Here is a 20,555-nt window from a genome sequence, read left to right as displayed (position 1 = left end):
CGCCCCGAGGAATCTTTAAATTAGAAGTAATTTGAATCATCAAACTCAATTTCAACTTGATAATTTTTCGCGTTAATCAAGTTGGACAATCTATGAGCCTCTTTTTCTAGTTCATTTGCACGGGCACGATATTCAGCAGGGTCATACATGGCCACTTGATAGAAGATGACGCTTTCTCCGGTACTATGATAAAGTCTTTCTTTTTCAAATCTTCCTAAATCCTTCGCAAGACTAGCCTCTGCACGTAATTGGGAGGCTAATTCAATCGCTTCTACAATTGGAAGTTCTTCACCTTTGAAATTAATCGTATTATCAATATTTGCACGATAAATAAGCTTGTCTAGGAGTCTAGCATCTTTACGGACTTGTGCAAGTTCATTTTCCACTTCAGCAAGGGATCTTCCGGATGGATTTGGCTTTTCTCCCTTTTCAACAACTGCATGAGCAACTAAATGAATTTCACTGATTAATTCTTGTATCTTTTTTGATAGAATGCTTTTTAATTTAATCCCTTCAGCGAGTGGAATCTTTTTCATTTTGCAACATCCCCTTATATTGAAATAACAGTTTTATTTTTCGATAAAATTGATGTAGTATAATCGCCACCACTAATTTGTGTAAACATTTTACCAGCAGTAGAAAGTAGCTGTTCACACTCGTTTTCATCAAGTGATGGTCGTAAATAGAAGATCTGAATGGCTTCTGTTGTAGATTCTGTAACAGCAGTGCGTAAAGAATCTACAAAAGGACTTCCGAAAGCACCTTCTGCATCTTTACTATATAAAATATTTTTTAATGAATTGTATCGGCTATTTAATCCTTCATAGCCTGTTTCTTCATCACCTAAAGCGATTTCGATGTCTCCTTGTAATTTGGCTACATCATAGATACCAATAGGAATTTCGTATTGTAGGGAGAAGAAATTATTTAAATCAACTGCTGAGTGGAATGGTGTAAGATAATTTTGTTTTCCAATTCGACGCATTAAACTTTCTGCGGAATGACGGTACCGATTTGGATCTGCTCCAAACGCTTTCCATACTTTACGCCATTCGTTAATGCCAGGGCGTTCTGTTACAGGAGTTTCTTGAAGTTCTAAATAAAGGTTTTCCTGATAAAGTTGTGTTCGTCCTTTTATCATTTGAGGAGATTCTGATACAACAATTTTGGTATAATGGATAATGCCGATTTTTAATTGGTCATTTATTTCTAGAAGTGAATCATTTAATGAAATATTCATTGAAAATCACCTACTATTCAAAGTTGCGCTATTTTTAGCGATAGTTAATATATAGTTTAACAGACAAGGAGTGGAAAAGTGAAATGATTGCACAATTGCAAAAAGACTTAGTTGAATATGCAAAGTCAATTGGTGTCGACAAAATTGGTTTCACCCATGCCTCTCCTTTTCAAGAATTAAAGAACCGATTGAAACGCCAACAAGAGCTGAACTATCAATCTGGTTTTGAAGAGTCCGACATAGAATTGCGAACGGAACCCCATCGTCTTTTAGAGGGTGCGGAAAGTATCATAGCGATAGCTTTAGCCTATCCTTCAAAAATGGAAGAGGCACCTACCGGGAAAAAAGGAGCAAGACGCGGGATATTTGCACGGGCATCATGGGGAATTGACTATCATGTAGCTGTTCGCGAACGACTTCAATTAATTGAAGAATGGTTAAGAGAAAGAGTGCCAAATGTTACGCTAAAATCCATGGTCGATACAGGAGAGTTGGTAGACCGCGCAGTTGCTGAACGTGCTGGAATTGGCTGGAGCGGAAAAAACTGTTCGATTATTACTCCTGAGTTTGGTTCGTATGTTTATTTAGGTGAAATGATTACGAATATTCCATTCCAACCCGATAATCCAATCGAAAATGAGTGCGGTGATTGCCGCTTATGTTTAGATGTTTGTCCAACAGGTGCACTGGTTGAAGCAGGCCAGCTAAACTCAAAAAGGTGTGTAGCCTTTTTAACGCAAACGAAAGATTTTTTACCGGATGAATTTCGTGCAAAAATCGGTAATCGAATTTACGGTTGCGATACATGTCAAACGGTTTGTCCGAAAAATAAAGGGAAAATCAATTGGATTCATGATGAATTTAAACCAGATCCAGAATTGGCAAAGCCCCTTTTACAGCCATTGCTAAATATTTCAAATAAAGAGTTTAAGGCGAAATTCGGTGCGATGTCTGGTTCATGGCGTGGCAAAAAGCCGATTCAACGAAATGCGATTATTGCTCTAGCGCATTTTAAAGAGGAAGCAGCGGTACCCGATTTAATTGAGATATTGAAAAAAGATGAACGACCTGTCATGCGCGGAACGGCTGCATGGGCAATCGGAAAAATTGGTGGGCCATTAGCAGAAGAAGCCTTACTTGCCGCGCGTGAGAAGGAAAGTGACTCCGATGTTTTGGCGGAGATTGAGAAGGGGCTTTTGTTGTTGGAGGTTTAGTTATCTTGGGATGAAGGACAAAACCGGGTGTGAAAATTGATTCGAGTGACTTTCATAGCGTTGATGAAGGACAAAACGCGAGGGAAAATTAATTCGAGTGTCCTTCATAGCCGTGATGAAGGACAAAACGGGAGAGAAAATTAATTCGAATGACCTTCATAGCCGTGATGAAGGACAAATCGCGTGTGAAAATTAATTCGAGTGACCTTCATAGGCGTGATGAAGGACAAAACGGGAGAGAAAATTAATTCGAATGACCTTCATAGCCGTGATGAAGATCAAAACGTGAGAGAAAATTGAATGTAGTGACTTTCATAGCCGAGATGAAGGACAAATCGCGTGTGAAAATTAATTCGAGTGACCTTCATAGCGTTGATGAAGGACAAAACGGGAGAGAAAATTAATTCGAATGGCCTTCATAGCGTTGATGAAGGACAAATCGCACGAGAAAATAGAATGTAGTGACCTTCATACCCGTGATGAAGGACAAAACGGGAGAGAAAATTAATTCGAATGACCTTCATTGACCGAGCTTGAAGCTATCTGAACGAAAAGCCAATTTATCCGAACGAAACAAAAGCGTATCCGCACCAATCAACAGCTTATGCGAACGAAACAATATTCTATCCGCACAAAACGGAAACACAAACGAACAAAATTCAATAAGGAAGTGTCACCATATGCCATTGCATATCGTTTTATATCAACCAGAAATTCCAGCAAATACGGGGAACATTGCCCGAACTTGTGCTGGTACGAATACATCATTACATTTAATTCGTCCACTCGGGTTTTCGACGGATGATAAAATGCTAAAGCGTGCGGGTCTTGATTATTGGGAGCACGTAAATGTCGTTTATCACGATTCACTTGAAGATTTCGTTGAATATTCAAAGGATGGGGATGTTTATTTAATCGAAACCTATAGTGATGAACCGTTTACTACCCATGATTTTAGTGATCAAGAGCGGGATATTTATTTTATGTTCGGTAAAGAAACTACGGGATTACCTAAGGGCTTTGCCTATGAACGCCGTGATATGTGTTTACGAATTCCTCAAAGCGATAAAGTCCGTTCGTTAAACTTATCCAATACAGCAGCAATTGTTATCTATGAGGCATTAAGACAACAAAATTATCCAGGGTTAAAATAAAATGAAGGAGTTGTCTGAAAAGTCATTTTGAGACAACTCCTTTGCGACGAGGATGGTGACAACCACCGCAGGAACAATAATTCATAAGAGATATTTATCAAGAAAGAAAAGAGGTGTCCAAAAAATTATTACTTTTTGGACACCTCCTTTTAAAATTAATCGATTACTAAAACTATTTTTCCTTTAGCTTTCTTAGACATAATATCAATATGAGCTTGTTTAGCTTCACTTAAAGGCAAACGACTTCCTACTTGAGGATTAAGAACACCCGACTTTAATAAAGCTGAAACCCCGATTAAGCATTCCTCATATTGTTTCTTAGGAATATTAAAAACAGCTGTACCTAAAATATCACATTCTTTTGCCATTGCATTTCTCGGATTAATTTCGATAGAGCCTCGATTTCCGATAACCACAATTCTGCCATATGGTGCGATAACTTTTAAATCCGTTTCTAAATTTGCATTGGCTAAGAATTCAATAATCACATCAGGACCAGTACTATTCGTTAACGCTAAAATTTCTTCGATAGTATCTTCTGTTACATGGTTGCAAACATATTGAGCTCCACTTTGAAGTACTAGATTTTTACCTTCTTCACTTGATGCTGTACCAATCACTGTTGCCCCGATGCTACTCGCCATTTGAACAGCAAGTAGTCCAACGCCACCGCTTGCTCCATGAATTAACACTGTTTCTCCGGGTTTAATATTAGCTCTCTGAAAAATAGCACGATAAGCAGTAACTGCAGGAATTCCTAAAGCAGCACCTTGTTCAAAACTAAAAGACTCTGGTAATAAGTGAACTGCACTAGCATCACATACTACTTTTTCAGCATAGGTACCAGTGTTTTTCTGTGCTAGTAATGCAGCAACAAATACACGGTCGCCAACTTTTACATGGGTAACGTCTTCACCAACAGACTCTACTATCCCTGCTCCGTCAAACCCTGGTGTATAAGGGAGGTCTGGGATTAGAAATGCATATGTGCCTGTTCGTACATAAGCTTCATTTGGGTTTACCCCGGCAGCAAATAATTTCACGCAAACTTCATTATTGCTTGGCTTTGGATCTTCTATTGTTTTGTACTTTAAAACATCTGGTTCACCAAATGTTGTCATTTGAATTGCTTTCATAGTGACCTCCTAAAGATTGTTTGTACCTCAATTATTTACCACAATAGCTAGAAGGTCTACTATGAATTTTTTATTCACCTTCTAATGTGAAAATGATACGTATGCCTGATGGATCTTCCGTTGAAAATAGTTGAGCCCCACCAAATTTAGGTGCACCTTCGTATTGTTCCACAATCGCACCCATAGCAGTTAGGTTTTTCTTAATCTGTTCAGCTTGTTCAGCATTATCTAACACTAACGTAAAGGATTTTAAGCCAACACTATTAGCAGGAGCTTTCTTGCCACCTTCACTATTCCAAGTATTCAGTCCGATGTGATGATGGTATTTACCAGTTGAAATAAATAATGCTTGCATACCAAATCGGCATACTACTTCAAAACCAAGTGCTTCTGTATAAAATTTTTCAGTATTCGCTAAATCTGATACGGACAAATGGATATGTCCCATGATAGTACCTTCAGGAAGTCCGTTCCACTGACCATCGCCGTCTGCCATGATTGATTGAATATTTAATTGTTCGGTTACCATATGAACGGTAGAATCTCCGTACCAAATCCATTCGTCTTCTGGGCGGTCGATATAAACTTCAATTCCATTACCATCTGGATCATATAGATAAAGTGCTTCACTAACATGGTGATCACCCGCACCAATTCGTACATTTTTTTGTGCAATATGCTGAATGAAGTTTCCTAAGTCTTTTCGAGTTGGAAGCAAAATTGCAAAGTGATAAAGACCAGTTTGACCACCTGCTAGAGGTTGAGCATTATCAACTTGTTCCAAAGATAAAATACTTGTTCTACCGTCAAACGTGAGTACTGCAGTTTTTTCATCTTGTACTAGCACATCAAAACCTATGATATCTTTGTAATACTCGATAGAACGGTCTAAGTTTGAAACCTTTATTTGAACGTGTGAAACATACATATTTGGCTTTTTATGAAAATGTGTCGGCATAGGTAGCCTCCTTAATTAATATACTTACTTTATGTAACTAAGTATATTTTGTATATCAATATAAAGTCAAGTAAATTAAAAAGGACTGATATCAATGTATCAGTCCTTTTGGGTGAAATTATTTTTCTGATTTGTAGTTTCCTTCATAACCTGCTGTGAAAATTGCACAAACGAAAGCGACAACAACACCCAGAATTAAAATTAAATTCATGAAGTAATCCTCCTCATGTAATAAAACTCTCTTTTCAGTATAGCTCAATTAATAGTACTTTACTACATTAATTTGTGTCTAAGTTGGTTCAAATCTTATTATTTGGGAATAGTAAAAGAAGGAGGTTGACGAAAATGGAGAGAGAAAAAATGGAACCGAGCGGGCATATGACAAATAATATGGGAGATTTAATTTGGCTTGGAAAGCAGATGGAACGGATGCGTGATGGGTCGCAATTGGAAGATGATTTGCGTTTTCCAGATCCAATTCAATTCGATGAACTTGATAATGATAATGATGAAAAACAAAGTTTAAGTAGAAAAAATTAATGATTAGGCTAGACCGAAAGCTAAATCGGACTAGCCATAAAATTTTTATACGTTTACTTTATAATCTTTTAAGTCTTCTCGTAATTTAGCTTTTAAGAATTTTCCTACTGATGTTTTAGGGATTTCATTAAGGAAGACTACATCATCTGGAAGCCACCATTTTGCAAATTGTCCTTCTAAAAATGCTAGTAGTTCATCCTTCGTTACATCTTTTCCTTCTTTCAAAACGACACAGGCTAATGGACGTTCTTGCCATTTTTCGTGAGGTATTGCAATAACTGCTGCTTCAAAGACTGCTTCATGGGTCATCAATGCATTCTCTAAATCAACAGAAGAAATCCATTCACCACCACTTTTAATTAAGTCTTTTGTACGGTCAGTAATTTTGATATATCCTTCTGGTGTTACCACGGCAATATCTCCTGTGTATAACCATCCATCACGGAATGCTTCTGCTGTACGTTCATCTTTATAATATTCATCGGCAATCCAGGGGCCTTGAATACGTAGTTCGCCCATTGTTTTGCCATCCCAAGGAACCTCACCATTTTCATTGACAACTTCAGTGTTTAAAAGAGGAACAGGTAAACCTTGTGTAGCGCGAATGTCTAACTTTTCCTCGGGAGTCCATTCTTCAATTGCTGAAGTGTAGTTAGATAAACTAACAATTGGCGTTGTCTCAGTCATTCCATATCCAACAATGAATGGAACATTAAATTTCTCTTCAAAGGTTTTTATTAATCCTTTTGGCGATGCAGATCCACCACAAACTACAGCACGTAATGAGGATAAGTCTCGTGGATTTTTCTCTTGTTCTTGTGTAACACCCAGCCAAATCGTTGGCACACCAGCTGTTACCGTTACTTTTTCTTGCTCTATTAAGTCGAGTAGTAATGGAGCATTAAACATAGGACCAGGCAGAACTTGTGTTGATCCATAATTAACTGCTGCAAATGGCATTCCCCATGCATTCACATGGAACATTGGAACGACAGGCATAATGATATCTTTTTCTCTTAACCCCATACTATCTGCTAACCCTAGGGCAAGACTATGCAACACTAAACCGCGGTGGGAATAAACAACACCTTTAGGCATACCTGTTGTAGCACTTGTATAACACATACCTGCAGGAAGGTTTTCATCTAAATCATCAGGGAATTTAAAGTCGTCACGCGCTTCTTCTAAAAGTTGCTCATAAGAATATACATTTGGGAAACTAGATTTTGGAACTTCTTTATTATCTTGCATGACAATAATATGTTTGACCGTTTTTAAAAACGGGATGGCTTTTTCAAATAATGGGAATAAATCACCATCAATCAGTAAAATTTCATCTTCTGCATGATTAATTACATAGATAATATGTTCTGGAGATAAACGAATATTGATCATATGGAGAATTGCACCTGTGCAAGGAACTGCAAAATATGCCTCAAGATGACGATGGTGGTTCCATGCAAAAGAGCCAACCTTTGTACCACGCTTCATACCAAGTTTTGTTAAGGCATCGGCTAATTTCCTTGTTCGTTTAACATAATCTTTGTAAGGGATGCGATGAATTGTTTCAGCACTTGTCCTAGAAATAATCAGTTTTTCTGGAAAATACTTTTCTGCTCTTTTTAAAAAACTTGTTAATAATAAAGGTGTTTCCATCATTAGCAATCAGCTCCTCCAAATAATATCCAAAGAGACAAAAGTCCTTCATACTTATATATTAAAAAGTAATATAAAATAGAACCATTTAGAGGAGAAAAATAGGAGAATTTTAGTAGAAAGATAAACTATTAATTTGAAAGTCGCTTTCGTTTAAGAGCGATTTAATTCATCGTATAATAAAGATATTAAACTAGGGGAGTGAGCATGGTGACAAGAATTCCATCAAAAACATTAGCAAATGGAGTAGAAATGCCGTATGTGGGTCTAGGTGTTTATAAAATGACAGACCGTGAAGAAACCCTTCAAGCGATATTAAAGGCACTTGAAATTGGCTACCGCGCAATTGATACAGCTGCACTTTATTATAATGAAGCAGAAGTAGGGGAAGCAATTCGTAATTCAGGAATTAAACGAGAAGAAATTTTTGTAACAACAAAAGTGTGGAACTCGGACCAAGGTTATGATGAAACGTTACGAGCTTTTGAAACATCCTTGAAAAAACTTGGTCTTGAGTATGTGGACTTATATTTAACACATTGGCCGGTGGAAGGGAAATTTGTTGATACATACCGAGCGATTGAAAAACTCTATGAAGAGAAATTAATTCGTGTACCAGGTGTATCAAACCATCACGCACATCATTTAGAAAAGGTATTTGCAAAAGCAAATGTAATGCCAATGGTGAATCAAGTTGAACTGCATCCATATTTATCTCAAGAAGAATTACGGGCATTTTGCAAAGAACACAACATTGCCGTAACAGCCTGGTCACCACTTGGCCGTGGAGTAGTTTTGAAAGACGAAACAATTTCAAAAATTGCTTCCGAAGTAGGTAAAACAGAAGCCCAAGTAATTTTACGTTGGCACTATCAAAATGACATTATCACCATCCCAAAATCAGTAACACTCAGTCGCATCGAAGAAAACATCTCAATCTTTGACTTTGAACTAACTGACGACCAAATCGCACGCATCAACAACGTTAATAAAAACGAACGCGTAGGAAAAGATCCGGATAACTTCCACTTTGATTTTTAAACGAAAAGCGGAGCGCGTTCGTTCAGCTCTGAAAGCAACTGGAAGAATCGACAAAAGGGCGCTTTTTGCCCTTGAAGACGATACTGAAGTTGCCGAGGAGCTAACGCGCGTAGCTGGACAAATAAGAAAAGCGGAGCGTGTTCGTTCAGCTCTGAAAGCAACTGGAAGAATCGGCAAAAGGGCGCTTTTTGCCCTTGAAGACGATACTGAAGTTGCCGAGGAGCTAACGCGCAGAGCTGGACAAATAAGAAAATCGGAGGCGGCTCGACCAGGCTCGACACGCGCTGGAGACTTCGACAAGAAGGCGCTCTTTGCCTTCGTAGGAGAAGTTGAAGCGACGCGAGAGCCAAGCCGCCGCAGCTGGACAGTAGAAAAGCGGAGCGCGTTCGATTAGCCGTGAAAGAAACTGGAGACATCCGAGAAGTGTGCTCGCACACGCAGGAGGATGTCGAAGTTTCCGAATGGCTAACGCGCGGAGCTGGACAATAAGAAAAGCGGAGGCGGCTTGATCAGCTGCGAAAAAACTGGAGACCGGCGACAAGCAGCTCGTCCAGAACAAAAAACAAACCGGCACTCAATTACGAGTGCCGGTTCTAATTTAGATATGATGTCTATTCATCTTTCACAATAATCTTCTCATTCAAGAAAGGATGTTCGAATTCTAGTTGGATGGCGTGGAGTTCATAGTCGCCAGATGCAGTCTTTCGAGCGTTATACATAGTGTCTCCAACAATCGGATGACCGATATGTGCCATGTGAACACGGATTTGGTGTGTTCGTCCTGTTTCTAAAATTAAATGAACAATACAAGTATTTTTAAAACGTTTTACCACTTCAAAATGAGTGATGGCATGTTGTCCTGATTTGGAAACGACACGTCTCGTTGCGTGGTGACGGTCTTTTCCAATCGGTGCATTGATCGTACCACTTTCTTGGCGAATATTCCCCTGAACCTCTGCGCTGTACATACGTATAATCGACTTTTCCTCAATCATTCGGTCGAATACGGATTTTGCAATCGGATGCTTTGCCACCAGCAACAAACCTTTTGTTCCGCGATCTAATCGATGAACGTGCTCTGCATAATCTCCACCGTTTGCTTTTATATGCGCCATCACATGGTTCATACAAGTATCTGTATCGTGTTCATCATTAGGATGAGTTGCCATTCCTTTAGGTTTTGAGACGATTAAACAATGATCGTCCTCATAGCAAATTTTCACTTCACAAATATCTGTTGGAATATAGTTGGATGTTGGCATTTCAAAAGTAAATTGAATGATCGTTCCTGCTTCTAATTTATCATTCCAGACCACGACTGTGCCATCTTCATAAGTAACCGCTTTTGCCATTCTTAATTCATGAACGAGCTTTTTTCCTAAGCGCCATTTTGTTCGAAGCAATTGTTCTACGGTTAAATTGCTTTGCGGAATTATATATTTAAACATGTTACCTCCAAATTGTATTAATGATATTATTATTGCTAAAAAAGAAGACAAAGTCGAAACATCGACCTTGTCTTAATCGTACTAGTAATTTTATTTTTCCACTTGTCCTAAGAAATCATAAATTACTTTTGTATCATTTGAGTAGTCTCCAACAATACGGTTTACTTCTTTTCCTTCATTAAAGTAAATCAATGTTGGTGTAGCTTCAACGTTGTAGTCATCCCAACCTTGTTCGTACTCTAAAATGTTTAACTGATCTATTTGAACCCCAACTTCATCTGCAATCGGCATTAATGATGGTGTCATTTTTTTACAGTGCGGACATTCAGGACTAAACATGTATGCTACAACAGGTTCTCCAGAAGCAATTTTATCTTCTAATGCATCTGGTAGAATGATGTTTTGATAATTCTCGTCATCTAATAAATCGATAGTAGACTGTCTTAAATTATCTGTGTCGTACGGATTGTTTGCCAACTTATCCTTATTTGATAGGTTCGTTAATAAAATAACAGCAATAAATAATACAACAACAACTGCTCCAATAATACCTAACTTTTTCAAGCTATTTACCCTCCTTTAAGGTTTTAATCATGTAAAAACTAGTAATGGCAATTAAGATAAATGCAACTAAAGCTAAAAATGGAATTGTGATAAAACCGAAATAATTGATGTATTGACCTGTACATGGCACTCTACCACATGCTGGAGCACTTTCAGATAAAAAATCTAGCTTTTGTATTCCATAATGGTATAGAGAAATCAACCCACCGATGCATGAAAACACTGCCGTAGTGACAGCAATACGTGCATTTTTTTGAATGTATGCAACGGTCGTCATTAAAAATATTGGATACATTAAAATACGTTGGTACCAACATAATTCACAGGGTTCATAGCCACGTACTTCGGAAAAATATAAAGAACCTAATGTTGCTACAAATGACGTAAGCCAAATAAATAGCAAACTATTCTCTAGTTTTTTATTCATAATGCTTTCTCCTAAGTAAAGTTTACTCTTGCAGTTATGATTATAGAGTGTTCATAAATAGATGTAAATGATATTGGATTATTATTCTAAAATAATTTGATTTGAAGACTTATTAATTCGAATGAAACTAATAGCAAATTTTCTATTGTATTGTCCAAGCGTGTTTCTTTTTAAGCGTAAGATTTCAATGATATTATAGACTTAGCAATCGAGGTGACGTAAATGGTTATGAAGGATAACTCAAATATTACAATTTTAAAAGAAATCGCTGAGCTATTAAACGAAGAAACCGAAATGATTCCTATGTTACATGGTGCCTTAAGTAAGTTTTTAAATGGTACGAATTTTAAGACTGGTTGGATATTTTTTATAAATGACAAAGGTAAGGCTGAATTAGTAGCCCATGAAAATTTACCAGAAGCCCTTCAATATAATGAATGTGAACATTTGAAAACTGGTGGCTGTTGGTGTGTTTCAAGATATCGAAATAATGAATTGAAAAAAGCTTCTAACATTATTGAATGTCAAAGAATTGAAGCGGCTCTTGAAGCGAATGTGGGGGACCCTGCTGGTATTACCCATCATGCCACAGTTCCTTTACAATCAGGTGATGAACGTTTTGGAATATTGAATGTCGCTTCGGCAAATACAGTTAGTTTTTCTGATGAAGAATTAGAATTACTTGAATCTGTTGCTTTCCAAATGGGTTCTGCTATCAAACGAATTTATTTAACGAAACAGGAACAAGAAATAGCACTAGTGCAGGAGCGAAATCGGCTTGCTCGAGACTTACATGATTCAGTAAATCAATTACTATTTTCGGTTACATTAACTGCAAGAGCTGGAATTGAAATGAGCGAGCAACAAGAAATTAAAGAAACATTTAAGGAAATTCAACAACTTACTCAATCAGCCCTGACAGAGATGCGTGCCCTTATCTGGCAATTGCGTCCAAAAGGTTTAGAAAGTGGATTAATAGAAGCAATCAAAGCTTATGCTGAAATGTTAAATATTAATTTAACAGTACATGTTTCTGGTGTAATTCAATTTCCATCTCGAATCGAAGAAACATTATTCCGTATCGCTCAAGAAGCATTAAACAATGTTCGAAAACATGCTGGGGTACAGGAAGCGGCATTATATATGAACGTAACACCTACTGATATTCTACTTGTAATTAAAGACGAAGGTAGAGGTTTCATTATTGATAACGAGTTAAACATTCCTTCAATCGGTTTACAATCCATAAAAGATCGTGCCAATGCTGTTGGTGGAACAGCGGACATAGTAAGTGAAATAGGTAAGGGGACGGAACTGTTAATCCGTTTACCTTATTAGGGGGAAAATTATGATACGTGTATTAATAGCAGATGATCATCACGTAGTTCGACGAGGTTTATTGTTTTTTTTAAAAACACAAAAAGACATTGAAGTAGTAGGAGAAGCGAAAAACGGATTAGAAGCTGTTGAACTTGTTGAAACGTTGCAACCAGATATCGTTTTAATGGACTTAGTGATGCCTGAAATGGATGGTATTCAAGCAACGAAAAAAATTAAAGAACAATGGCCGGATATCTCCATTTTAATGCTTACTAGTTTTGCAGATAAAGACCACGTATTGCCTGCTTTAGAGGCGGGGGCAGCTGGTTATCAATTAAAAGATATAGAACCTGATGATTTAGTGAGTTCGATTCGTCAAATTATTAATGGAGAGAATATATTACATCCTGTAGCTAATTCAAAGTTAGAAGAAACGCTTCGAGAAGAAGAAAATTTACCTCACGTAAAAAATCCTTTAACGCCAAGAGAACAAGACGTTTTAGCAGAGTTAACAAAAGGGAAAAGTAACCGTGAAATTGCAGCTTCTTTATTTGTAACTGAAAAAACGGTAAAAACACATATTTCAAATATCTTCACAAAATTGGAAGTCCAAGATCGGACACAAGCAGCACTTTATGCAGTAAAACATAATTTAACAGATGGAAGTTCAGATAGATAAAAGCATATTTTTACGCAAGAATAGTATTTTTTAAGGTTCTTGCGTTTTTTGGTTCTATATTAATTGTTGGGGTTTTCCTACAATTTTTGAAAAAGAAAATGCACAACATCATCTATTTTTCTATACTTGAATTGACTAGAAACAAGTAGAAAAAAGTGAGTTGTGCAGTATGAATTTTAACATGGAATTACCAGGATTAAAAGGTGTAAATATTGAGGATATCATCGAACAAGAAAATCGTATTTTAGTCTATGTTTCGATGCCTCTAAAAGAACATAGTTGTCCAACATGTGGTGAAAAAACGTCAAAAGTACATGATTATCGAACACGGAAAATTGGGCATCTATCGTTTTGGGGACGTTTAACAAAATTGATGTATAGATGTCGCCGTTATCGATGCACTTGCGGGAAGCGTTTTGCCGAAAAAGCTCCATTTGTCGAGCGTTATCAACGTTTTTCTAAAGAAGTGAATCAAGCGATGATTATTCAATCTGTTCAATCAAAAACTTTTAAAGATGCGGCAATGACACTTGGTACATCTATTTCAACAATCATTCGAAGATTTATCAAACAAGCAAAAGCAGCGTTACCAGAAGGATTCCGTTTACCAAAGGCGATTGCCATTGACGAATATAAGGCAGATACAGATGCCGGAAAATATCAGCTTATTATAGCGAATGCGGAAACACATGAACCCATTGATATTCTGCCAAATCGCCGACTCCAAACGATAAAAACATACCTCCAAAAATACGGACAAGATGTGGAAATCGTAGTGATGGATATGAATGGTAGCTTTAAAGCAGCGGTCCATCAAGCCTTGGCCAAACCAATTATTGTAGCGGATCGATTCCATTATTGTCGTTATATTCATTGGGCTCTGGATGATGTCCGAAGAAAAGTTCAAAAAGAAATGCATGCCTATGATCGTAAAAAGTGTAAGCGAATGCGATTTGTTTTACATAAAAATTCTGCCAAACTATCAGATGATGAGCGTTGGTATTTAAATCGCTATCTAAGTTTATCACCTGAATTGAAAAAGGCATATGAATTAAAAGAAGCGTATAAACAGTGGTTTACACAAGCGAAAGAAGAAAACAATATTCAGAAGATTAAAGAGGGGTTAGAAGCATTTTACCGCAAGGTAGAAGAAGCAAGTATCCCTTCATTTAAAAAACGTATCCAAACACTAAAAAACTGGCAAATAGAAATCTTGAACAGTTTTGTATTTGATTATTCAAATGGCTTTTTAGAAGGAATTAATAATAAAACAAAAGTGCTCAAGCGAAATGCTTATGGATTCCACAAATATGAGCACTTTAAAGCAAAAATTTTATTAGGTCACATGTATAAAAAAATAGGGTTGCATGTTGGATAAGAGAGCGAAGCGAGCCGCGACCTGCCATCTATTCCTTACTCGCTACGCTTCGGAAGAAATAGATGGCAGGAAAGTTACCGTACAAATAGATTTTCTTGTTCTCTCATGTCTTACCCCAACATTTGACAAAGGACCCGTTTTTTTGCATCTTTATTGTTTTTTTACATACTTAATAGTATCCTCATAGTGTAAAAGTTGAAAAAGGGGGACACTAGGTTGATTTTAAAGGCACCCTCCTCAAAAAATAAATTAAAGGGAAAGTTTAAAAGGGAATCAGATGGATATATCCCTTTACTAAAAAAGTTGAAAATAGCCCATGCCGGTGCGCTTATTTGGTTATTGTTATCCATTTATCTTTCATTAAATTGGGTACACGAACTATCGCTAATTGTTACATTACCTGTTGCGCTATTTATTATTGGAGGAATTGCTTATATCCCGGGGTACATCAATGCCTTTAATGTGATTAGTCTTCTATTAGACCGTCAACCAAAATTTAAAGTATCGAATCCTACTGTACCGATTACTATATTAATAGCTTGCTATAACGAGGAAAAAAATATTAGAACGACTTTGCAATATATATATAAACAATTTTATCTTGGTGAGATTAAAGTAATTGTTATTGATAATGATTCTACGGACCGAACAGCTGAATATGCTCAACAGTTTGCAAAAAAATTTAAGATGGATATCCGTGTCATCCATGAATCAAAAAAGGGAAAACATCATGCTTTAAACAGTGCTTTAAAATTGGTGGATACGCCCTATACCATTATCCTTGATGCAGATACAATTTTAATGCCGGGATCGTTAAGGTATATTGTTTCAAGACAACTAACTGCACCTGACGATGTCGTTGCAACGGCGGGAGCAATATTAGTTCGAAATGGTCGTAAAAATTTTTGGACGAAATTGCAAGAGTGGGAATATTTCCTAGGAATTGCTTCTGTTAAGAGAATGCAAGGGATGTATCAAGGAACATTAGTAGCACAAGGGGCATTTTCCATTTTTAGAACAAAGAATCTAGTTGATATCGGTGGTTTTCCAGATGTAATTGGAGAAGATATTGTTGTAACATGGCTTTTATTAGGTAAAGGGTATAAAGTGTACTTTGAACCGTTAGCTGTTGCTTTTACGGACGTGCCAGAAACTTTCAAACATTTTCAGCGACAACGCTCCAGATGGGCTAGGGGAATGATTGAAGCATTAAAACAAATTAAACCTTGGCAACAACCGAATCGTTTCCCAAGGTATGCAACATTTTTAAATTTACTCATGCCGTATATCGATATTGTCTATTCTTTAGCTTGGATTCCAGGTTTAATATTAGCCTTTTTCGGAATCACATGGATAGCAGGTCCAATGACATTACTAGTTTTACCTTTAGCTCTTCTACAAAGTTATATATTGTATAAGTATCAGAAAAATGTATTTAAGCATTTAAATCTCCGCATACGAAAAAATAAAATGGGATTTATTTTATATGTTTTAACATACCAATTTATTTTATCTCCAATCTCCTTATATGGTTATATTGAAGAGGTATTTAAATTGAAGAGAGTATGGAAATAAAAAGTGCCGATTCTTTAGAATCGGCACTTTTATTTAGAAATGGTAATCTTCTTCAGTTGGCTTAGGAGTTTCGTGGGGTTCTATATGAACATGTACCCTACAAAAAGGATTGGATTGTTTGATTGTTGATTCGATTTTCTCTGTAATTCGATGACTTTCCCAAACATTTAAATGGGGATTTACAGTGACCGTAACATCTATAAAACTCATATTGCCATGAGTACGACCTTTAAAATCCAATAAACTAATTACCCCGTCAACATTACGAATTAGAACTGATAAAGTTTCGGCTTCTTCAATATCAAATCCATCCGTCAACGTATGTACAGCTTCCCAAAAAATTTCAATAGCCGTTTTAATAATGATGATACCGACAATTAAAGCAGTAAAAGTATCGACGATTGGGAATCCGATTATCGCACCGAAAATACCAATAGCAGTACCTATACTTACAAGAGCATCTGAACGATTATCATAAGCAGCGGCTTTTACGGCAGTGCTATTAATTTTTTGGGCTAAGGAAAGATTATATCGATATACTCCATACATTACAACTGCACTACCCATTGCAACAACCGCTGTTAAGATGGAGGGCGTTTCTTTAATAGGATTCAACAAATGCTTAATTGAGTTTAGGAGTACTTGCAAACCAACAACCATCATGATAAAGGATGCAATAACTGAAGCAATCGTTTCTGCTCTTAAGTGCCCATATTGGTGATTTAAATCAGGTGGTCGTTGAGAAATTCTTAAGCCAATTAATACAGCTACAGATGCAATGATATCTGTTGTATTATTCAGACCATCTGCTTTTAATGCTTCTGAAGATCCGAAATGTCCAATTGCTAGTTTGATACTGCTGAGAAGGATATAGGTTCCAATTGATAACCAAGCACCTTTTTCCCCTGCTCGTAAATTTGTATATAACTCCACTTTGTTTCCTCCAAGCAAAACTTTAACCCATGATAAAACGACTCCCCATATAATGGAAAGTCGTTTGTATTAAGTATGTTTAATTCTGTTCGTTACCTTCAGTGTCTTCTTCTGACGTTTTTTCTTCTTCAGGTAGTTTGGTTACTTCAAGATAAAGGATATGGTGACCATCTGATTCTTTAATTTTAAATTCATATCCTTGGAAGTCATAGCTATCACCTTCGACAGCATCGAAGCGTTGCGTTAAGAACCAGCCACCGATTGTATCAACGTCTTCGTCAGTAATTTCAATACCGAGCATATCGTTTACTTCTTCTACTAACAATTTTGCATCTAGTATATAGTGACCGTTGCTTATTTCTTGAACTTCCGGTATTTCGTCTTCGTCAAATTCGTCTTGAATATCGCCGACAATTTCTTCAATAATATCTTCTATTGTAACTAATCCTGATGTACCACCGTATTCGTCCATTAGAATAGCCATGTGAATTCGTTCTTGTTGAATCTTAAGTAATAAATCACTAATTGGCACGGTTTCAAACACTCGAATAATTGGTTGCATATAGTCTACAACGGGTTTGTTACCGTTTGCAGGATTTTGGATATAAGCAGTTAAAAGATGCTTTAAGTTAATTAAACCTATTACGTGGTCTTTGTCTCCATCAATAACAGGGTAACGTGTATATTGTTCGACACCCATAACTTCGAACACGTCTTTAACTGTTAAATCTTTTTCGATACTAACAATCTCAGTTCGAGGAACCATAATTTCCTTCGCAGTGCGGTCAGAGAATTCGAAAATACTGTTTACATATTCGTATTCTGAGTGGTTAATTTCTCCACCTTTATAACTGTCCGCTAAAATTAAACGAAGTTCTTCTTCAGAGTGAGCAACTTCAGATTCAGAAGCCATTTTATATCCAAATAATCCAGATAAACCACGTGCAGATCCATTTAAAAGTTTGATAAACGGATACATGACGTTATGGAAAAGAATTAAAGGCCCCGAAAGTTTTAAAGTAAGCTCTTCTGATTTTTCGATGGCAAACGTTTTTGGTGTTAATTCTCCTACGACAACGTGTATATATGTTACAAGTAAGAATGCAATAGCAAAAGAAAGAAGTGAAGAAATTCTTGCATCAAAATTCCACATTTCAAATAAAGGATGTAACATCATATCAAATGTAGGTTCACCTAGCCAACCTAAACCAAGGGCTGTAATTGTAATCCCTAATTGACAGGCAGATAGGTATTCGTCTAAATCTGAAATAACTTTTTTAGCCTTTATTGCTTTTTTATTGCCTTCAGCAACTAATTGATCAATTCGTGTTGATCTCACCTTTACGATTGCAAACTCAGTTGCAACGAAAAATGCCGTAGCAGCAATTAACAAGAAAAATGCTGCCAACTTAATGGTTAACTCTACTATGTCTACGTCCAAATACGTTCTTTGTCGCAAGCCCAAATGAGGGGGGCGATCAAAGAGTACACCTCCCGTGAAATAAAAATAATGTAATAATACAATGATAAAATATTTTATGAAAAAATACAAATTGTGAAAACAAATTTTAAAAGAGAAAATTTAGAATATTTGAGAATATTAGTATCTATAAATTAATAGGAAAAAGAGCTGTTAAGTACTATTACTGTCACTGCTTAAAAATTGAAATTGAGCCGTAGCACTACTACAGTGTTAGTAATTGTTTTTAGTTATTATTGTTCACTAAAAAAATATTTTTAATCAAAGAGTACATATTACCTTGGAAAAATTCCCTGATATTCTATTTATTAATCATAAACATGAAAGAGCATTAATTCATGAATCATTTTTTCAACTGGTACTAACTCTTCTTCGGATGGTTTTATACCAATCCATTTTATCGACCCATCCTTATTATATTCTGCTTTATAATATTGTTGTTTGTAGTAAAACGTAATCACCCATCCAGGTAACTGACTATTTTCAAATAATGATTTGAAGTGAAAATGTTGTATCATCCATAAATCCCCCTTTGAAACCTATAGCTTTAGTTAATCGTACTAAAAATAGGTATGAAAGGCTATTATTATCTTTAAGTTCCAACACTTTGATATAATAAACACAAGTTTAAATGACGGAGAGGTTATTTATGGAAAATGCACTAGTCACGATAATAATTATGGCACTGGTTGGAGCTGCTATTGGTGGATTTACAAACTATTTAGCAATCAAAATGCTGTTCCGACCACATAATGCAATCTACATTAAAAACTGGCGTTTACCCTTTACACCTGGACTTGTACCAAAAAGAAGAGAAGAACTTGCAACACAAATAGGGGTAACGGTAAATAAATATTTATTAACACCGGAAGTCTTTCAAAAAAAGCTCTTTACTGAAGAAATGCGAAATTCTGTGTTGGATTTTGCACAAAAAAAGGTTCAAAGCACTGTTTTTACTGATGATAAAACGATATTACAATGGTTACAAATTGCAGGATTTGGACATTTGCCTAATACAATTGAAACTAAAATCGATACAGTAATAGAAAACCAATTTTTAAATGTAAAGAATACTTTATCTTCAAAAACAATTAATGAACTTCTACCTGAAGAAATACATCAAGCAATTGAAAAGAAAATCCCAGAGGCTGTTTACTATTTACTTCGAAGAGGGGAAGAATATTTTTTATCTCCCCAAGGTGAAACAACCATTAAAAATATGATGGATGATTTTTTAGTTTCAAAAGGGTCATTTGGTGGGATGGTCCAAATGTTCTTGGGTGATTCAACATCCCTAGTAACAAAACTTCAGAGAGAACTTGTGAAATTCATTAACGCTCCTGGTACAAAAATTCTTTTAATTAGCATTTTCTCTAATGAATGGGATAAAATTAAACAACAACCTGCGATGAATTTTCTTAAAGATATTGATTTCGAACCGATATTATCAAACATACAATCATACGCTAAGAGAGAACTTGCAATTGAAAGTAGACTAAATCAAACAATTAATCATTATTGGCCGACTGGTATTGACTATGCAAATAATGAGTTGCTGCCTAAATTAGTTGATAAAGGGTTTGCTGAGGCAGAAAAACAACTAGAACAAATGTTAATTCGTCTAAATCTAGAAGAAGTTGTTCGAGAGCAAGTCAATTCTTTCCCATTGCAAAAATTAGAAGAGATTGTTATTGGTATTGCGAACCGCGAACTTCAAATGATTACAATACTTGGTGCTGTTTTAGGTGGAGTAATTGGAATTGTTCAAGGGTTGATTGTTTTTTTAATAAATTAATAAATGAGAGTGGGTAA

General features: G+C 36.3%; 21 protein-coding genes. 10 read left to right on the top strand and 11 right to left on the bottom strand.

Going from position 1 to position 20,555, the window contains the following annotated elements; all coding sequences use genetic code 11:
• Nucleotides 1-20: 20 nt before the first annotated feature.
• Together NKR20_RS14470 and NKR20_RS14465 are read right to left on the bottom strand one after the other, a co-directional pair.
• Complete coding sequence (locus NKR20_RS14470) at nucleotides 21-536, bottom strand: DIP1984 family protein (protein WP_253427178.1); 516 nt, start codon at nucleotides 534-536, stop codon at nucleotides 21-23.
• A gap of 14 nt (nucleotides 537-550) precedes the next feature.
• Nucleotides 551-1,240 carry a B3/B4 domain-containing protein gene (locus NKR20_RS14465; RefSeq protein WP_253427176.1) on the bottom strand — a complete coding sequence of 230 codons (690 nt, stop codon included), beginning with the start codon at nucleotides 1,238-1,240 and terminating at the stop codon, nucleotides 551-553.
• A gap of 83 nt (nucleotides 1,241-1,323) precedes the next feature.
• Between NKR20_RS14465 and queG the strand changes: the two genes are divergently transcribed.
• Both queG and trmL read left to right on the top strand, forming a co-directional pair.
• On the top strand, nucleotides 1,324-2,454 hold the full coding sequence (gene queG / locus NKR20_RS14460) for a tRNA epoxyqueuosine(34) reductase QueG (RefSeq protein ID WP_253427174.1): 1,131 nt from the start codon (nucleotides 1,324-1,326) through the stop codon (nucleotides 2,452-2,454).
• A gap of 680 nt (nucleotides 2,455-3,134) precedes the next feature.
• Complete coding sequence (trmL, locus tag NKR20_RS14455) at nucleotides 3,135-3,608, top strand: tRNA (uridine(34)/cytosine(34)/5-carboxymethylaminomethyluridine(34)-2'-O)-methyltransferase TrmL (RefSeq protein ID WP_253427172.1); 474 nt, start codon at nucleotides 3,135-3,137, stop codon at nucleotides 3,606-3,608.
• Between the two features lie 155 nt (nucleotides 3,609-3,763).
• On the opposite strand, the gene NKR20_RS14450 is transcribed toward trmL, so the two are convergent.
• Both NKR20_RS14450 and NKR20_RS14445 read right to left on the bottom strand, forming a co-directional pair.
• Nucleotides 3,764-4,744 (bottom strand): NADPH:quinone reductase, encoded by a 981-nt coding sequence (locus NKR20_RS14450; RefSeq protein ID WP_253427162.1) that lies wholly within the window; start codon nucleotides 4,742-4,744, stop codon nucleotides 3,764-3,766.
• Nucleotides 4,745-4,814: 70 nt separating this feature from the next.
• Nucleotides 4,815-5,702: a VOC family protein gene (locus NKR20_RS14445; RefSeq protein WP_253427159.1), complete on the bottom strand. Its 888-nt coding sequence runs from the start codon at nucleotides 5,700-5,702 to the stop codon at nucleotides 4,815-4,817.
• A gap of 345 nt (nucleotides 5,703-6,047) precedes the next feature.
• Here NKR20_RS14445 and NKR20_RS14440 point away from each other — a divergent pair, with 345 nt between their 5' ends.
• A complete protein-coding gene (locus NKR20_RS14440; protein WP_253427157.1) occupies nucleotides 6,048-6,242 on the top strand; it encodes a multidrug ABC transporter ATPase in 195 nt (64 codons plus the stop codon).
• A gap of 45 nt (nucleotides 6,243-6,287) precedes the next feature.
• Here NKR20_RS14440 and NKR20_RS14435 read toward each other — a convergent pair whose 3' ends face one another.
• Nucleotides 6,288-7,901: a long-chain fatty acid--CoA ligase gene (locus NKR20_RS14435; protein ID WP_253427155.1), complete on the bottom strand. Its 1,614-nt coding sequence runs from the start codon at nucleotides 7,899-7,901 to the stop codon at nucleotides 6,288-6,290.
• 204 nt (nucleotides 7,902-8,105) lie between these two features.
• Between NKR20_RS14435 and NKR20_RS14430 the strand changes: the two genes are divergently transcribed.
• The gene (locus NKR20_RS14430; protein WP_253427153.1) at nucleotides 8,106-8,939 is read left to right on the top strand and encodes an aldo/keto reductase; all 834 of its coding nucleotides are present in this window, start codon (nucleotides 8,106-8,108) and stop codon (nucleotides 8,937-8,939) included.
• Entirely contained in the window at nucleotides 8,929-9,333 is a 405-nt protein-coding gene (locus NKR20_RS14425; protein ID WP_253427151.1) for a hypothetical protein, read from the top strand. The genes NKR20_RS14430 and NKR20_RS14425 overlap by 11 nt, the downstream gene beginning before the upstream one ends.
• A 217-nt stretch (nucleotides 9,334-9,550) precedes the next feature.
• Here the strand turns inward: NKR20_RS14425 and NKR20_RS14420 are convergent, their stop codons facing one another.
• The 3 genes from NKR20_RS14420 to NKR20_RS14410 all read right to left on the bottom strand — a co-directional run bounded on the left by NKR20_RS14420 (nucleotide 9,551) and on the right by NKR20_RS14410 (nucleotide 11,378).
• Nucleotides 9,551-10,387: an RluA family pseudouridine synthase gene (locus NKR20_RS14420; protein WP_253427149.1), complete on the bottom strand. Its 837-nt coding sequence runs from the start codon at nucleotides 10,385-10,387 to the stop codon at nucleotides 9,551-9,553.
• A 90-nt stretch (nucleotides 10,388-10,477) separates the two neighbouring features.
• Nucleotides 10,478-10,951, bottom strand: coding sequence for a thioredoxin family protein (locus NKR20_RS14415; protein WP_253427147.1), 474 nt, complete (start codon nucleotides 10,949-10,951; stop codon nucleotides 10,478-10,480).
• A gap of 1 nt (nucleotide 10,952) precedes the next feature.
• Nucleotides 10,953-11,378 carry a disulfide oxidoreductase gene (locus NKR20_RS14410; RefSeq protein WP_121214942.1) on the bottom strand — a complete coding sequence of 142 codons (426 nt, stop codon included), beginning with the start codon at nucleotides 11,376-11,378 and terminating at the stop codon, nucleotides 10,953-10,955.
• 228 nt (nucleotides 11,379-11,606) lie between these two features.
• Here NKR20_RS14410 and NKR20_RS14405 point away from each other — a divergent pair, with 228 nt between their 5' ends.
• From NKR20_RS14405 to NKR20_RS14390, 4 genes are all read left to right on the top strand, one after another.
• The gene (locus NKR20_RS14405) at nucleotides 11,607-12,716 is read left to right on the top strand and encodes a GAF domain-containing sensor histidine kinase (RefSeq protein ID WP_414674159.1); all 1,110 of its coding nucleotides are present in this window, start codon (nucleotides 11,607-11,609) and stop codon (nucleotides 12,714-12,716) included.
• Between the two features lie 10 nt (nucleotides 12,717-12,726).
• Complete coding sequence (locus NKR20_RS14400; protein WP_253427146.1) at nucleotides 12,727-13,377, top strand: response regulator; 651 nt, start codon at nucleotides 12,727-12,729, stop codon at nucleotides 13,375-13,377.
• 169 nt (nucleotides 13,378-13,546) lie between these two features.
• Nucleotides 13,547-14,755: an ISL3 family transposase gene (locus NKR20_RS14395; RefSeq protein ID WP_121215853.1), complete on the top strand. Its 1,209-nt coding sequence runs from the start codon at nucleotides 13,547-13,549 to the stop codon at nucleotides 14,753-14,755.
• A gap of 285 nt (nucleotides 14,756-15,040) precedes the next feature.
• On the top strand, nucleotides 15,041-16,330 hold the full coding sequence (locus tag NKR20_RS14390) for a glycosyltransferase family 2 protein (RefSeq protein WP_419095298.1): 1,290 nt from the start codon (nucleotides 15,041-15,043) through the stop codon (nucleotides 16,328-16,330).
• Nucleotides 16,331-16,363: 33 nt separating this feature from the next.
• On the opposite strand, the gene NKR20_RS14385 is transcribed toward NKR20_RS14390, so the two are convergent.
• The 3 genes from NKR20_RS14385 to NKR20_RS14375 form a co-directional block, all read right to left on the bottom strand.
• Nucleotides 16,364-17,263, bottom strand: coding sequence for a cation diffusion facilitator family transporter (locus tag NKR20_RS14385; RefSeq protein ID WP_253427144.1), 900 nt, complete (start codon nucleotides 17,261-17,263; stop codon nucleotides 16,364-16,366).
• A gap of 79 nt (nucleotides 17,264-17,342) precedes the next feature.
• The gene (locus tag NKR20_RS14380; RefSeq protein WP_211330911.1) at nucleotides 17,343-18,671 is read right to left on the bottom strand and encodes a hemolysin family protein; all 1,329 of its coding nucleotides are present in this window, start codon (nucleotides 18,669-18,671) and stop codon (nucleotides 17,343-17,345) included.
• A gap of 380 nt (nucleotides 18,672-19,051) precedes the next feature.
• Entirely contained in the window at nucleotides 19,052-19,261 is a 210-nt protein-coding gene (locus NKR20_RS14375) for a YheE family protein (protein ID WP_253427142.1), read from the bottom strand.
• A 131-nt stretch (nucleotides 19,262-19,392) separates the two neighbouring features.
• Here NKR20_RS14375 and NKR20_RS14370 point away from each other — a divergent pair, with 131 nt between their 5' ends.
• Complete coding sequence (locus NKR20_RS14370) at nucleotides 19,393-20,538, top strand: DUF445 domain-containing protein (RefSeq protein WP_253427140.1); 1,146 nt, start codon at nucleotides 19,393-19,395, stop codon at nucleotides 20,536-20,538.
• Nucleotides 20,539-20,555 lie beyond the last annotated feature (17 nt).

Origin of the sequence: Ureibacillus endophyticus (genome assembly GCF_024159215.1) — a bacterium.
GTDB lineage: Bacteria > Bacillota > Bacilli > Bacillales_A > Planococcaceae > Ureibacillus > Ureibacillus endophyticus.
The sequence above is the reverse complement of the archived record's forward strand: the minus strand, read 5'-3'. Positions and strand labels throughout refer to the sequence as shown.

Excerpts from the sequence above, each read along its gene's own strand:
- NKR20_RS14470 (WP_253427178.1), bottom strand. The coding sequence starts at position 536 with ATGAAAAAGATTCCACTCGCTGAAGGGATTAAATTAAAAAGCATTCTA.
- NKR20_RS14465 (WP_253427176.1), bottom strand. The coding sequence starts at position 1,240 with ATGAATATTTCATTAAATGATTCACTTCTAGAAATAAATGACCAATTA.
- queG (WP_253427174.1), top strand. The coding sequence starts at position 1,324 with ATGATTGCACAATTGCAAAAAGACTTAGTTGAATATGCAAAGTCAATT.
- trmL (WP_253427172.1), top strand. The coding sequence starts at position 3,135 with ATGCCATTGCATATCGTTTTATATCAACCAGAAATTCCAGCAAATACG.
- NKR20_RS14450 (WP_253427162.1), bottom strand. The coding sequence starts at position 4,744 with ATGAAAGCAATTCAAATGACAACATTTGGTGAACCAGATGTTTTAAAG.
- NKR20_RS14445 (WP_253427159.1), bottom strand. The coding sequence starts at position 5,702 with ATGCCGACACATTTTCATAAAAAGCCAAATATGTATGTTTCACACGTT.
- NKR20_RS14440 (WP_253427157.1), top strand. The coding sequence starts at position 6,048 with ATGGAGAGAGAAAAAATGGAACCGAGCGGGCATATGACAAATAATATG.
- NKR20_RS14435 (WP_253427155.1), bottom strand. The coding sequence starts at position 7,901 with ATGATGGAAACACCTTTATTATTAACAAGTTTTTTAAAAAGAGCAGAA.
- NKR20_RS14430 (WP_253427153.1), top strand. The coding sequence starts at position 8,106 with ATGGTGACAAGAATTCCATCAAAAACATTAGCAAATGGAGTAGAAATG.
- NKR20_RS14420 (WP_253427149.1), bottom strand. The coding sequence starts at position 10,387 with ATGTTTAAATATATAATTCCGCAAAGCAATTTAACCGTAGAACAATTG.
- NKR20_RS14410 (WP_121214942.1), bottom strand. The coding sequence starts at position 11,378 with ATGAATAAAAAACTAGAGAATAGTTTGCTATTTATTTGGCTTACGTCA.
- NKR20_RS14405 (WP_414674159.1), top strand. The coding sequence starts at position 11,607 with ATGAAGGATAACTCAAATATTACAATTTTAAAAGAAATCGCTGAGCTA.
- NKR20_RS14400 (WP_253427146.1), top strand. The coding sequence starts at position 12,727 with ATGATACGTGTATTAATAGCAGATGATCATCACGTAGTTCGACGAGGT.
- NKR20_RS14395 (WP_121215853.1), top strand. The coding sequence starts at position 13,547 with ATGAATTTTAACATGGAATTACCAGGATTAAAAGGTGTAAATATTGAG.
- NKR20_RS14375 (WP_253427142.1), bottom strand. The coding sequence starts at position 19,261 with ATGATACAACATTTTCACTTCAAATCATTATTTGAAAATAGTCAGTTA.
- NKR20_RS14370 (WP_253427140.1), top strand. The coding sequence starts at position 19,393 with ATGGAAAATGCACTAGTCACGATAATAATTATGGCACTGGTTGGAGCT.